The organism is Compostibacter hankyongensis, assembly GCF_039541075.1.
Classification (GTDB): Bacteria; Bacteroidota; Bacteroidia; order Chitinophagales; family Chitinophagaceae; genus Compostibacter; species Compostibacter hankyongensis.
Genome location: NZ_BAABFN010000002.1, coordinates 168,942 through 184,102 on the forward strand (window position 1 = coordinate 168,942; position 15,161 = coordinate 184,102).

Here is a 15,161-nt window from a genome sequence, read left to right on the forward strand (position 1 = left end):
GCCGTAGCTTCACCCGTATTTTTATTATCTTGTCATCATTACTCCATCGCCATGACCACACACCGGAAGTTTATAGCCGCTCCCATCTTATGCGGGATGCTGTTCCTGCTGTCGCAAACCGCCTGTGCGCAGACCCCGGCCGGGAAGAACGGCCGCCTCCTGGTATGGTCGGATGAATTTGACCGCGACGGTCTGCCCGACTCCTCAAAATGGAGTTATGAGACCGGCTTTGTCCGGAACAACGAAGCCCAGTACTATACCTACGCCCGCCGGGAAAATGCCCGCGTGGAAAACGGGTGCCTGGTTATCGAAGGCCGTAAGGAAAGCTATCCCAATGCCGCTTACCACGCGGGAAGCAGCGACTGGCGCGAAAAGGCCGGCAGCTCCTCCTATACCTCGGCATGCCTGATCACCCGCGGGAAAGCCGCCTGGAAATACGGACGGATAGAAGTAAGAGCCCGTATCCCGCATGGCCTTGGCGTATGGCCCGCCATCTGGATGCTGGGCGACAATGAACAGCAGGTGGGCTGGCCGGCCTGCGGGGAAATCGATATCATGGAGTTTGTGGGTCACGACCCTACCCATATACACGGTACCATCCATTATGCCGGACCCGTGGATAAAAAGCACGCTTCCGCCGGCGCTGAGATCAGCGATCCGCATCCGTATGACGATTTTCATGTCTATGCCATAGAATGGGATAGCGCACGTATCGACATCTACTACGACGACAAAAAATATAATTCCTTTCTGCTGGACAAGGCCGGGAAAGGAACAGATAATCCCTTCCGCAAACCGCAGTATCTGCTGCTGAACCTGGCCCTCGGCGGCAGCTGGGGCCGGGAGATAGACGACGCCATCTTTCCGCAGTCTTTCCTGATAGATTATGTGCGGGTCTACCGTTAGCCGGTCACAGGGAGATTTTTACTTTTAATATATTCAACGCCGTTATACTGCGCTTCTTCCCGTTCGACCCGGCATCCATGCGATAATACGCGACGGCTTCCCCATACTATCTCCGTATCACCGGCGGAAAGCCTGACGCCTGGCATGAAGTGATACATGACGCTCTATGATGCGGCGTCCATAGAACCCGCTGTACCGGTGTAGGGTTGTACCGGCTACAGGTCTTCCAATTTGTTGGTTTTGCGCGGCAAGAGAGGCGATACAGGACAGTACAGGACAGTACAGGACAGTGCAGGATGGCGCAGGACAGCACAGGATGGTAAGACTTAATCGTTCTATTAGGTTTGTAATAATCATATTCTTCCTCAACCTCCAAAATCTATTTCCATGCTCAATCCCCATCTCTTTTACTGTAAACGGCTGGTCTGTTGCATGCGGGCCGTACCAATTTTATTTCTCTTCATTCTTGTTTGCACATCCGGTTTTGCCCAGCAGGTGAAGGTTACCGGCCAGGTTACCGATGCGGCCAGCGGCGCACCCATACCCAGTGCAACGATCGGTATCAAGGGAAGCAGCCAGGGCACCGTCAGCGATGCGAACGGCCGTTATGCGATACCGGCTTCATCCAATGATTCGCTGGTCTTTAGCTCTATCGGTTATCAGGCGAAAACCGTGCATGTAGGCAATAGCGGTAAGATCAATATTCAGCTGGAATCAGATCAAAATCTGCTGAACCAGGTAGTGGTAGTCGGCTACGGTACGCAGCTGAAAAGAGAGGTAACCGGCGCCGTCCAGACGATCGACGCCCAGAAGCTGCGGGATATCCCGGTAACCCAGATTACCCAGAAGCTACAGGGGAAGCTGGCCGGCGTGCAGATCAACCAGACCACCGGCAAGCCGGGACAGGGCATGTCTGTTCGTGTCCGCGGACAGCTGTCGGTTTCGGCGGGCAGCGATCCGCTCTACGTGGTGGACGGATTTCCGATCACCGGCAACATCGCCACGATGAACCCGGATGAGATCCAGGACATCTCCATCCTGAAAGATGCCGCATCCACATCGCTATACGGTTCCAGGGCGGCCAACGGCGTGGTGCTGATCACGACCAAGCAGCCGAAGCCCGGGGAAACGAACGTCAGCTTCAACACCTACGCCGGCATTCAGAAGGTACCGATGCGGGGCCGGATAAAAATGCTGAACGCGGAAGAGTTTGCCCAGTTCAAAAAGGAATACTATGAAGATGAAGGGCAGCCCGTCCCGGAAGAATTCCAGGACCCGTCCCAGTACCATAACAAGAACAACGACTGGTACGGCGCGCTGCTGAGAACTGCGCCCATACAGAGCTACAACCTGACCGTTACCAGCAGCACCGAAAAGCTGAACGCCGCGCTGATCGGAGGTGTGCTGGACCAGCAGGGGGTGGTGCGGAACAATAAATACAAACGCTACTCCCTTCGCATGAACATGGACTATAAGCTGTCCGACCGTATAAAGCTCGGGTTTAACCTGGCCCCGTCCTATATTTTTGACAATACCCCGCGGACGGATGGCGACCGGGGAACGGGCATCCTCTTCAACGCCCTGCATACCTGGCCCATCATGCCCATCTATGATGAAAACGGCGAGCTTACCCTCTTCAACCAGTTCCCGGCCAGCACGGGTAACATTTACGCCTATCCCAACTGGGTGCGGGCGGCGGATGAGCTGATCAATGAAACCAAGACCACCAAGCTGGTTTCCAACGCCTATATCCAGTATCAGCCCATAGAAGGGCTGGTACTGAAATCCACGATGAACGTGGAATATGAGGGTCATCGCTTCTTTTTCTTCAATCCCTCTACGGCCACCAGCGCCATGAACGTTCCCATTCCCACTACCGCGGTTTCCTCCCGGCAGAGCCTTGAGCAGGTTTCCATCCTGAATGAAAACCTGGCTACCTATACCAAAAGCTTTAACGATCATAATTTTGAACTGCTGGCCGGGTTCACCAACCAGCAATTTCGGCAGGACTACACCAATATCCAGGCGGATACCTATACGGATGACCGGATCCCGACCATACAGGGCGCACTCAATATTAACCGTGGTGGCACCAATAATCAGGTAAACGAATGGACGCTGACCTCCTTCCTTTCCCGCCTTTCTTATAACTATAAAGGCAAATACCTCGCTACGGCGGCTATCCGGAGCGATGGCTCCTCCCGCTTCGGATCGAACAACCGTTGGGGGACCTTCCCTTCGGCCTCTCTGGGCTGGATCATCTCTGATGAGAACTTCATGAAACCGCTGAAAGCCGTTTCCTTTGCCAAGTTCAGGACCAGCTACGGCGTGATCGGGAACAACAACATCGGTAACTATACCCAGTATGCGCTGGTCAACAATACCGTAAACGCAGTGTTTGGGGAGGATGAGGCACCGGGGGCAGCGGTTACCTCGTTGGCCAATCCCAACCTGGGATGGGAAACTACCAAGCAGTTTGACTTCGGCATAGACCTGGGTCTTTTCAACGACCGCATCCAGTTTACTTACGACTACTACCTGAAGCATACCACCAACCTCCTGTACAGCGTACAGGTGCCTCAGGAGTCGGGTTTTACCAACTTTAATGATAATATCGGCGAAATTAAATTCTGGGGTCATGAGTTTGCCATCTCCACCGTAAATACGGACGGCAGGCTCAGGTGGACCACTAACGCCAATATTGCTTTTCCCCGTAATATGGTATTGTCCCTCGCAGAAGGCATCGACCGGGTGTACGGCACCTTTCATATCACCGAGGTCGGACACCCCTTCGGTCAGTTTTACGGCATGGTGGCCGAAGGCCTTTACCAGAATGCGGAAGACCTGGCCAACTCGCCGGTTATCCCGGGCCGCTCCGAGGTGGGCAGCATCAAGCTCAAGGATGTCAACGGTGACGGTGTGATCACCTACGGCGGCGACCAGGACGACCGCGCCATTATCGGCAGTCCGTTCCCCAAGTTTACCTATGGTATCACCAATAACCTGCAGTACGGCAACTTCGATCTTTCCATCGTAGGTTCAGGCTCTTACGGAAACGAACTGTGGGTACGCCACCTGTACAGCACGGCCAACCTGGATGGGGTGTTCAACATGGTGGAAGGGGTGAAATACCGCTGGCGTTCCGAAGAAAATCCGGGTAAAGGATTCTTCGGCACTACGGTCGGCGGCGGCAACTTCACCGGTGTGGAAAGGGATTGGAACAATAGTCATTTTGTGGCCAATGCTTCCTTCTTTACCATCAAGAATGTCACCCTCGGTTATAACCTGGGCCTAAAGAGCAAGACGATCAAGTCGGCCAGGCTGTATGCCTCGGTGCAGCAGGTGTATGTGTTCACCAAATACTGGGGTGGTCCGAATCCCGAAACCAGCGCCCAGGGCGATGGTCAGGGCGACGGCGGCAACCTGAGCCAGGGCGTGGACCTGTCCAACTATCCGGTTCCGCGGACCTATACGCTGGGCATTAACCTGAACTTCTGATCGTCAGGATGCATTATCCATCTTTTTCACCTTTTTATTCTCATACGATGAAACCGGACATGATCATATTTGGCACAACGAGATGTTCATTATGCCAGGTTTCGTCCGACCGTTCATAAATTAAAATATTTACGGATGAAAACGAAAATCATCATAACAGCTCTGCTCGGCTTTACCATGGCCGGTTGCAGCAAGTTTCTGGAGGTGATTCCCGAAACCTCTTTAAGTTCCGTCGTCTTTTTTAAAACGGAAAAAGATTTTGAGCAGGGGGTAAATGCCACCTATGTTCCCCTGCGTACCATTTTCAACAGCTATGCCTGGGGGCTTGGCGAATTGCATTCCGATAACAGCTATTATGCCCGCAATCCACTGTTCGGCGCGGTAGATAATACCGAGAACCTGGCCGACTTTTCCGTGCCGACGGCCAACGGTATCACCACCAATTCCTTCGTCCTGAACCAGTACCGGCAGGATTACCTGATCATTTCGAGAGCCAACCAGGTCCTTTCCAGCATTGATGATGCCGATTTTGATGAGGATGCCAAGAACAACCTGAAAGGACAGGCCCTCTTTCTCCGCGCTTATGCCTATTTTGAGCTGGTCCGGTATTTCGGGAAAGTGCCCCTGCACCTGGAGCCGGTGGCTGCGCGGCAGGATGCGGCACTGCCCCTTTCGTCGGTGGACTCCGTATACATGCAGATCATCAAAGATGCGGGCGAAGCCGGTTCGCTGCTGCTGCCCAAGTCCACACAGCAGGCGGGGAGGGCTACCTCCGGAGCGGCAAAGACCCTGCTGGCCAATGTTTATATCGTCCGGAAAAACTGGAGCGAAGCCGAGAAGCTCCTGAAAGAAGTGGTGGACAGCAAGGAATATTCGCTGATGCCCGATTACAACAATGCCTTTTCCACGTCTACGGGCAACAAGAACAATGCGGAATCGGTTTTTGAGGTACAGTTTATGGAAGGTTCGGCCGGATACAGCGGCAACTTCCTGTACAGCTTTCTGCCCCGCCCCATGACGGCCGATGAGGTGGAGACCATTACCGGGACCTCCAACCCCCAGCCGCTTTCCGAAGAAGGAAATAACATACCTACGCCGGACATCATTGCAGCGTACGAGCCGGGGGATAAAAGAAAGGACGCCTCCATTGCTTATATCACCCTGAGCACCTCCCTGCGTACCAACAAGGTATTTCCCTACATAAAGAAATACGCCAAGAAGCATGCGCTCCAGGGTAATACCGGAACCAACTGGCCGGTATACCGGTATTCGGAAGTATTGCTGTTCCTCGCCGAGGCGCTGAACGAGCAGGGTAAGACTTCGGATGCAGCGCCTTACCTGAACGAAGTGCGGAAGAGGGCAGGGCTGGCGGCCACGACCGCTTCCGGCAAGGATGCGATGCGTCAGGCCATTTACAAGGAAAGAAGGGTAGAGCTGGCGTTTGAAAACAAACGTTGGTTCGATCTGGTTAGAACCGGTCGTGTGCAGGATGTCATCACAGCCTATGGAGAAAGGGTGAAATCCCATCCGGAGAATTATTATTATCCGAGCGGATCCGTTCCCCCCAACAATGCCTTTACCCAGCTGGAGACCGTTTATCCGCTTCCCGCGGATGAGGCAGCCCTGAGCCCGTATTTCTGACCGGCAGATCAGGCAGGTCGCCTTGTACAAAGGCGACCTGTTTCGTATGACCGCAAATACGATTACAATACGTTCATCATTTAATTGCCAGCTATTTTGATTTTTATATTATTATTGTCTTGAAAACTTATTTCTTTTAATAAACAGCTTTATGAACAAGTACAGCAGTTCAATGCTCTCTTTATTCCTGGCTCTTTTCGGATTTATCCTTTTCGGAACTTCCTGTAAACAGTCTGCCGGAGATAAGGGGGAGACGGATCCCAAAGTAGCCAAGCTCAAATTACCGAAGGGCTTCCATGCAGAACACCTATACAGCCCTACGGATAACGATCAGGGTTCATGGGTAGCCATGACCTTTGACGACAAGGGCAGGATGATCGCCTGCGATCAGTACGGTTACCTTTACCGGGTTACCCTTCCCCCGGTTGGCGCCGATACTACAGAAAAGCCGAAGGTAGAAAGGCTGGAGATCAACATGCCGGGAGATACCTCGCATGCAAAGATAAAGATGGGTCTGGCGCATGGCCTGCTGTATGCGTTTAACAGTCTGTATGTAACGGTGAACGATGAAGGAGAGGGTACCGATGTCACGCGGCCCAGCGGACTTTATCGGCTGCAGGATACTAACGGCGACGATCAGTTTGATAAGATCACGCTGATGAAGCGGCTGGAAGGGCAGGGCGAGCATGGTCCGCACAGCGTTATCTTATCGCCCGATAAGAAATCGCTTTACATTGTTGCGGGCAACTTTACCGATCTGCCCGAGATGGACAACTACCGGCTGCCCAACACCTGGAAAAATGACAACCTCTTTCCGCTGATGCTGGATCCTAACGGGTTTGGTAACGACCGGGAACCGCCGGGTGGATGGATCGCCAAGACCGATGCCGATGGTTCAAAATGGGAGCTGATCAGCGCAGGGTTCCGTAATCCTTTTGATATCGCCTTTAACGAGGACGGGGAACTGTTTACTTATGACTCGGATATGGAGTGGGATATGGGAACCCCCTGGTACCGCCCCACCCGGATATGCCATGTTCCCAGCGGCAGCGATTTCGGTTACCGTGAAAACGACGGAAAGTGGTCGCCCACCTATCCGGACAACCTGCCGGCTGTCCTGAACATCGGGCCGGGTTCTCCCACCAACGTCATGAGCGGCAACAATGCCCGCTTTCCGGAAAAATACCGCCGGGGCATCTACGCCTTCGACTGGAGCTACGGCATTATTTATCACATCGACCTGGAGCCCCAAGGGGCTTCTTATACCGCCAAGGCAGAAGAGTTTATCTCCGGATCCCCGCTTCCGTTGACCGACGGCGCCATAGGACCGGACGGCGCTTTTTATTTCCTCGTCGGTGGTCGCCGTATCCAGTCTGATCTTTACCGGGTTTATTACGGCGATAACGACCTGAAGAACGAGCCCCTGTCTTCAAACGGCAGCTCCAAGGAAATGGACGCCCGCAAGACCCGGCAGAAGCTGGAAGCATTCCAGGAAAAGCCGGATCCCACCGCGCTGGATGTGGCATGGCCTTACCTGAAAGACGAAGACCGTTTTATCCGGTACGCCGCCCGTATAGCGGTGGAGCATCAGCCCGTAAGCGAGTGGCAGGATAAAGCCCTGTCTGAAAAAGACCCTGAAACGCTGATCCAGTCCATGCTGGCGCTGGCACGCGATGGCGATAAAAGTCTCGAAGGCCGGATCATCGGCGCCCTCACTTCGATCGATTACAAGCAGCTGTCCGCCTCGCAGAAGATAGATCTGGTGCGCACCATCGAAGTGACCCTTTCGCGGATGGGCCAGCCCGCTGCGGCAACCCGCACTCAGCTGATTTCGTACCTGGACCCCAACTATCCGGCCAATGAAAACGAGCTGGACCGCGAGCTGAGCAAGGTGCTGGTTTTCGTGGATGCGCCGCAGGTAGTCAGCAAAACGATGGACCTGATCGCCAAAGCCAAGGACGACGATTCGGTACAGAAAACCGCTACCCGCTCTTCCGACCTTATTCTACGGAACCCGCAATACGGGATGGATGTGGCCAATATGCTGGCCAAGGCGCCTCCCGCCCAGCAGATATACCTGGCGTCGGTGCTCAGCAAGGCCAAGAACGGCTGGACGCCTGAGCTCCGGGAAAAATACTTTAAGCTGTACGGTACTTTCCTGAGCCGCAAAGGCGGGAACAGCTATCTCGGTTATATGGATGAAGCGCGGAAGGCTGCGTTGGAAAACGTTCCCAAAGCACAGCTTGCGCATTACAACACCATTTCAGGTGATTCGCTGGTAGCAGTCGGGGAAAGAGGAAGAAGAAGGGCGGTTACCGCCGGCGCGCCCAAGGGGCCGGGCAGGAACTGGAAGCTGGACGAAGCCGTGCAGGTGGTTCAGGATCCTTCGGGCAAACGGGACTTTAAAAGAGGAAAGGAACTGTATTCTGCTATCCTCTGCAGCTCCTGTCACAGCATGCGCGGGGAAGGCGGATCTATCGGGCCCGATCTGACCCAGCTGGGTACCCGGTTTTCCGACAAGGATATCCTGGAATCCATCATCGATCCCAGCAAGGAAATATCCGACCAGTATGCGGCTAAGAATTTTGTCCTGAAAGACGGCAGCACCGTCCTCGGCAGGCTGGTGCGGGAGGACGACGGGAAATATTATGTTTCCCAGAACCCCTTTGCCCCGCAGACGCTGCGCGAGGTGTCGAAGAGTGAAGTCGTTTCCGTGAAGAATTCGGAATCCTCGATTATGCTGGCAGGTCTCATCAACCGGCTGAACCCGGAAGAGCTGAAAGACCTGATGGCTTATCTGATGTCGGGTGGCGATGAAAACAATAAGGTATACCAGGCCAACGGCCAGTAGCCGTTGACGTAGATAAAAAGAGTAACCGATTGTGAGCACCTGGAGCGATAAGATATCCCATGCCGCGCAGCTGGGCGGCATAGAAACCTACCTGGTTGATAACGGGGCAGGACGCGGCGCCCGCATAGCATGGATCAACACGGGCGCCGGCCTGCGCTATAAGGTGGTGATCGACCGGGCCATGGATATCGCCGATGCCTTTTATAACCGGCATAGCCTGTCTTGGCTGAGCAGCCTCGGCGTTGTGCCTCCCCAGCGGATGTCCGGCAGGGGAGTGGACTGGCTGAGCACCTTCGGCGGCGGACTGCTGGTCACCTGCGGACTCGACCACGTGGGCGGCCCCGAACAGGATGATCATGGGGAACGCGGTCTGCATGGAGCCGTAAGCAACCTGCCCGCCGAAATCGTATCCGTGGTACAACCGGATCCGCTCCGGGGCCAGATGGAGATGAGCATCACCGGCATTATGCGGCAGACCCGGATCTTCGGACCGTCCCTGGAGCTGAGGCGGACTCTCTCCGGACGCATCGGCGAAGCCGTCATCCGGATACATGATGAGGTGACCAACCGGGGAAATACACTGGCCCCGCATATGCTGCTCTATCATTGCAACTTTGGCTGGCCCCTGGCTGATGAAGGAACGGAGATATGCTGGCAGGGTTCCTGGAAGCCGAGGGATGAACCCAGCATAGCCATCTTTAACGGAGAGAACAATTTTCGTATATGCCCTCCCGTGAGGGCGGATCACAGTGGTGCCGGAGAGGCAGCCGCCTTTGTCGATGTTCAGCCCGATGCTGACGGACGTTGCTCCTGCGGGCTGTATAATGCAGGACAAGGTATGGCCCTGGCCCTTCGGTTCAGCAAGGCGCAGCTGCCCTGGCTGACCAACTGGCAGCACTGGGGAAAAGGGGAGTACGTTACCGGCCTTGAACCGGGAACGCATCCGCCGGTAGGACAGGCGGCGGCCCGTGAAGCGGGAACGTTGATCCTGCTTGAGCCGGGAGAGTCGCGGAGCTACGACCTGGAAATGGAAGTGATGACCGATAAGGCGAAAATTGACCCGTTTTTAAAAGAAACCAAGCAATCCGATTAAAAACCAGTCTCAATTAAAATTCTTATGGAAAAATTAAGTTTAGCGCAAAAGGCATTGGATCAGGGAAAAGGGATTCTGCGTCTGGCCCCCAACTGGGTACCGCGGTCATTCTGTGTGCCGGGACGGCGAATCAAGCTGCATCCCGACGATTATTATGTACTGGGCGGTGTCCGCGGCGGCATTGACGAACGCTGGTTCTCTTCCACCACGCCGGCTAAGAATGGCCCGCTTACCGGGGAGTTCGAAGGGCTGAGCTTCGTGATGGTCGGCGAATCCGGGAAAGAGGAACGCCTCCTGCTGCGCGATGCGGTTGACGAGCTGAAGGGCGCGCTCATCGGAGAACGCTTGTGGAAAGCATACGGCGGCTGGCCGATGTACTCCAAGTTTTTTGACAACATGGGTCCCCTGCCGCATCATATCCATCATAACGACGAGAAGGCGGCGCTGATCGGTCAGCAGGGAAAACCCGAAGCTTATTATTTCCCTCCTCAGCTGAACAACCACGGGGGCGATTTTCCCTATACCTTTTTCGGCATAGCTCCCGGAACCACGAAGGAGCAGATCCGGGAATGCCTTGTAAATTTTACCAAGGGCGATAACAAGATCACCAACTATTCCCAGGCCTTCCGCCTCGAGCCCGGCACCGGCTGGGATGTGCCTCCCGGCATGCTCCATGCGCCGGGCAGCCTCTGCACCTATGAGCCGCAGAAAGCCTCCGACGTGTTCGCCATGTACCAATCGCTTGTGAATGAAGCTATCATCCCCGAAGAGCTGCTGTGGCAGGGTGTTCCGGAGGATAAGAAAGGAGATTTCGACGCGCTGATGGATATCATCGACTGGGAGCTGAATACCAATCCCAATATCCTGGAAACGCGGTTCATGGCGCCGAAACCGGTAAGGCCGGCCGCAGAGATGACAGGGTATACCGAAAACTGGGTCTGCTACCGTTCGGACGCCTTCAGCGCCAAGGAGCTGACCGTTCATCCCGGCGCTACCGTTACCATAAAGGACAGCGCCGCTTATGGCATGATCATGATGCAGGGACATGGAAAGATGGGCGCCTGGGAAGTGGAAACGCCGGCCCTTATCCGTTACGGACAGCTGACCTACGACGAGTTCTTCGTCAGCGAGCAGGCTGCCCGGGAAGGCGTGAAGATCGTCAACACTTCCTCCACGGATCCGATTGTCATGCTGAAACATTTTGGTCCCGGGAATCCGGACCTGGTATTATGAGTTATGGAACTATTTTTTTAAATTGCTGTATTAACTGAATGCTATGCAAGAGAACAATTATCCCAAGCTGCACAATGCCTCATGGCCGGGCATTGTAGGAAAAGGAGAGGGCTCCGAACCGGTGATTCCCTTTGATACCATGCTGCAAATGACCGCTGCCGCCGAGGTGGACGGTAATAAATTCGACGGGATCGATATCGGTCTTTTCAATCCCCATTTCGATGTCAACAGCTCGGATGAGGGGATCAAAAAGCTGGCCGATAAGGTAGCTTCCTATAACCTGGAGATCGGGAGCATCGTGGCGCCGATATGGCCGCCGGACGGCGGATCGGCCATGGGGAGCGAAGCAGAGCGGAAAAGCTTTGTGGAGCAGGTTCGCAAGGCCTGTCATGTAGCCAGACAGCTGCGCGAGCTGGGCATCCGTCATGGTAACGTGGTGCGCATCGACTCGGCCACCAATCCCGAAAGCTGGTCGAAAGACCCTGCCGGCAATACCCGCCTTATTGCACAGACCTTCCGGGAAGCCTGCGACGTGGCTGCCGATTACGGCGAGCGGCTGGCTGCGGAAGGAGAGATCTGCTGGGGCGGCATGCACAGCTGGAAAACCATGATCGAAACGCTCGAAGCGGTGGATCGTCCCAATATCGGTTTCCAGGCGGACATGGCGCATACCCTGCTTTACCTGCTGGGTTATAATGAGCCGGAAGACCGGATCCTGCCGGCGGATTTCAAGTGGGAAGACCGTCCGGCCCTGGAGGAAGGGCTCAAAACCCTGACTCGCGCCCTGCGGCCCTGGACCATCGACTTCCACGTGGCTCAGAATGACGGCACCGTACACGGTACCGGTTCGCATGATAAAACCGGACGGCATTGCCTGGCTACGGATCCGAACGGGCGGCTGAACATCGCCAAAGATGCCGGCTACTGGCTGAGGAATGAAGACGGTTCCCTGACCAAAGCCGTAAGACATATTTGTTGGGACGGATGTATGTTTCCCAACGAGGTGATGATGAAGCAGCAAACCTGGAACGATATCCTGGCGGCGATGGTGGAGGTGCGCCGTCAGCATGGCTGGCATGATGCGAAATGAAAAAGTTCTTCGTCATCGGCCTGTGTTGCGTCTGCGTAACGGCGGGATTGCTGGTCAGCAGCTTTAAGCCCGGTAAGACCGTGCCTGATGAAGATGGCTTCGCCAGGATATTTGACGGGAAAACCCTGAAAGGGTGGGAGGGAGACAGCACCTACTGGCACGTGGAAAACGGTGAGATTGTAGGCGTGGTTACCCCCGCCACGCTGCTGAAGCGGAATACCTTTCTGATCTGGCGGGGCGGCGCCCCCGGCGATTTTGAGCTGAAGCTGGAGTACAGGATCACCCAGGACGGGAACAGCGGCATCAACTACCGCAGCGTGCCCGTGGAAGGTCTGTCCTATGCGTTGAAGGGGTATCAGGAAGACATAGACGGCAGGAATGTATATACAGGCCAGAATTATGAGGAACGCGGCCGCTGTATCCTGGCTTATCCCGGGCAGCAGGTGGTGCTGCCGCCGGTAAAAGAGTCCCTGGCGGCCCTGGTCAGGCAGAATGCCTGGACCGCTTCACAGGTGACGGCTTCGCTGGGAAAGGGAGATGCTTTAAAATCGTATATCCGTCCGGGTTGGAATGAATGCCATATTATTGCAGAAGGGAATCACCTCCGGCATTATGTTAACGGCGTGCTGATGAGCGAGGTCACGGACAATGATCCGGAACACCGTCGCTCCTCAGGACTACTCGGCGTTCAGGTCCATGTAGGACCGCCGATGAAAGTAGAGTATCGCAATATACGGCTGAAGCGGCTGGATTAGCAACAAACATTTTATCAAAGCTTTTTAATTGCTTATTGTTATGTCAAAAAAGAAAGAACTGAGAATAGGACTGATCGGCTGCGGCTTCATGGGAAGGACGCATTCCAACGGATACCGCCGGGTATGGAACTTTTTTCCTGAGCTGGCCTATAAGCCCGTTTTACAAGCGGTCTGCTCCCGCAGCGAAGACAAGGTGAAGGCGTTTGCCGAGCAATGGGGATACGCTTCTGTGGAGACAGACTGGAAGAAGCTCATTGCGCGCGATGATATTGATGCGGTGGATATCTGTACGCCCAACAATATGCATGCAGAGATCGCCATCGCTGCAGCAGCGGCCGGTAAGATGGTGCTCTGTGAAAAACCGCTGGCCCGCGGTCTGGAAGAATCACGCCGTATGGTAGAGGCGGTGGAGAAAGCCGGCGTTAACAATACCATATGGTACAATTACCGGCGGATACCGGCGGTGACCCTCGCCAAGCAGATCATCGATGCGGGAAAGCTGGGCCGCATCTTTCATTACCGCGCCAATTTCCTGCAGGACTGGACCATCAGCGCAGACCTCCCGCAGGGAGGGGAGTCGCTGTGGCGTATGGATGCCGACGTGGCAGGCTCCGGCGTTACGGGCGACCTGCTGGCTCATTGCATAGATACGGCCATCTGGCTGAACGGCAGCATAAAAGACGTATCTGCGGTAACGGAGACCTTTATCAAAGAACGTGTGCATCAGCTGACGGGCAAGGTCGAGAAGGTCGGCATTGACGATGCCTGTATTTTCCATTGTCATTTTGAAAACGGATCGCTGGGACTTTTTGAATCCACCCGTTATGCGCGCGGTCATAAGGCGCTTTATACTTTTGAGATCAACGGGGAGCATGCTTCCATCCGCTGGGACCTGCACGACCTGAACCGGCTGGAATATTTTGATCACCGGGACGAATCTATTGTGCGCGGCTGGCGCTCCATTCATGTCACCGACGGCGATCAGCCTTATATGGACAAGTGGTGGGTGCCCGGTCTGAGCATAGGATATGAGCATTCCTTTATCCATCAGGTAGCTGATTTCCTGAAAAGCCTGGAAACGGGAACACCCTGTTCCCCTACCTTCAGGGAAGCTTATGAAACCCAGCAGGTATGTCAGGCTGTGCTGGACTCGGCAGCCTCGGCCAACTGGAAAACCGTAGCGGATCAGTGAAGCCCGGTAAGCGATGTCCCTATTTTAATCTGTAACCTGTAAAAAAACTGATATGCTAAAAAGATATGTAAAACACATTCCCCTGGCTTTCGGGCTGGCCGCCCTGGTGCTGGGCGGTTGTAATTCCGCCGGTAATAACGGCGCTGCCGGAGATGCCGACAGCAGCGGGGCCGGCGACAGCGCGGCCGGTGCAGCGGAAAGCGGCTTTGTATCGCTTTTCGACGGGCAAACACTCAATGGCTGGAAAGGAGATACCGCCGTATGGCGTGCGGAGAACGGCGAGATCATCGGGGAAGTGACCGAGAGCTCAACCCCGCTGAAGGCGAATTCCTTCCTGATCTGGCAGGGCGGTACCCCCGGCGATTTTGAGCTGACGGCCGAATTTAAGCTTTCCCCGGAATCCAACAGCGGTATCCAGTACCGGAGCGATGAGGTGGACGGCGTCCCCTTCGCCCTGAAAGGATACCAGGCGGATATGGATGGGGCCAACAACTATACCGGTCAGAACTATGAGGAGCGCAAACGTACTACGCTGGCTTACCGGGGACAGAAGACCACGCTGCCTCCTTATGGCGGAGGCGACCTGCGGTCGGGTATCAAGAATAATGCATGGACGGCTGCCGTGGTAGACGGGTCGCTGGGCAGCTCAGACTCCCTGAAAACCCTGATCAAAGCCGATGATTGGAATACCTGCCGCATCGTGGCCAAGGGGAATCACCTTCAGCATTATATCAACGGTGTGCTGATGAGCGACGTAACCGACAACGATACGGTAAATGGGAAGACCTCCGGGCTGATCGGCATACAGATCCATGCCGGCCATCCCATGAAGGTGGAGTACCGGAATATTATGCTGAAGCAGGACTAAGGACAATATATTTTACAGCCTGTAAAGCTCAGCC

At 54.8% G+C, this 15,161-nt stretch carries 10 protein-coding genes; all 10 read left to right on the forward strand.

Annotated features, from left to right (window positions below):
• The first annotated feature begins 51 nt into the window (after positions 1-51).
• Positions 52-906, forward strand: coding sequence for a glycoside hydrolase family 16 protein (locus ABD851_RS05615; protein ID WP_344976774.1), 855 nt, complete (start codon positions 52-54; stop codon positions 904-906).
• A 387-nt stretch (positions 907-1,293) separates the two neighbouring features.
• The gene (locus ABD851_RS05620; protein WP_344976777.1) at positions 1,294-4,404 is read left to right on the forward strand and encodes a SusC/RagA family TonB-linked outer membrane protein; all 3,111 of its coding nucleotides are present in this window, start codon (positions 1,294-1,296) and stop codon (positions 4,402-4,404) included.
• Between the two features lie 135 nt (positions 4,405-4,539).
• Complete coding sequence (locus tag ABD851_RS05625) at positions 4,540-6,045, forward strand: RagB/SusD family nutrient uptake outer membrane protein (protein WP_344976779.1); 1,506 nt, start codon at positions 4,540-4,542, stop codon at positions 6,043-6,045.
• Between the two features lie 151 nt (positions 6,046-6,196).
• Positions 6,197-8,896, forward strand: coding sequence for a c-type cytochrome (locus ABD851_RS05630; protein ID WP_344976781.1), 2,700 nt, complete (start codon positions 6,197-6,199; stop codon positions 8,894-8,896).
• A gap of 31 nt (positions 8,897-8,927) precedes the next feature.
• Complete coding sequence (locus tag ABD851_RS05635) at positions 8,928-9,989, forward strand: aldose 1-epimerase family protein (protein WP_344976784.1); 1,062 nt, start codon at positions 8,928-8,930, stop codon at positions 9,987-9,989.
• A gap of 24 nt (positions 9,990-10,013) precedes the next feature.
• Positions 10,014-11,222 carry a hypothetical protein gene (locus ABD851_RS05640; RefSeq protein ID WP_344976788.1) on the forward strand — a complete coding sequence of 403 codons (1,209 nt, stop codon included), beginning with the start codon at positions 10,014-10,016 and terminating at the stop codon, positions 11,220-11,222.
• Between the two features lie 43 nt (positions 11,223-11,265).
• Positions 11,266-12,312: a sugar phosphate isomerase/epimerase family protein gene (locus ABD851_RS05645; RefSeq protein ID WP_344976790.1), complete on the forward strand. Its 1,047-nt coding sequence runs from the start codon at positions 11,266-11,268 to the stop codon at positions 12,310-12,312.
• Complete coding sequence (locus tag ABD851_RS05650; RefSeq protein ID WP_344976793.1) at positions 12,309-13,067, forward strand: 3-keto-disaccharide hydrolase; 759 nt, start codon at positions 12,309-12,311, stop codon at positions 13,065-13,067. The genes ABD851_RS05645 and ABD851_RS05650 overlap by 4 nt, the downstream gene beginning before the upstream one ends.
• Before the next feature lie 40 nt (positions 13,068-13,107).
• Entirely contained in the window at positions 13,108-14,259 is a 1,152-nt protein-coding gene (locus ABD851_RS05655) for a Gfo/Idh/MocA family protein (protein ID WP_344976795.1), read from the forward strand.
• Between the two features lie 52 nt (positions 14,260-14,311).
• On the forward strand, positions 14,312-15,127 hold the full coding sequence (locus tag ABD851_RS05660; protein ID WP_344976798.1) for a 3-keto-disaccharide hydrolase: 816 nt from the start codon (positions 14,312-14,314) through the stop codon (positions 15,125-15,127).
• Positions 15,128-15,161: the final 34 nt, after the last annotated feature.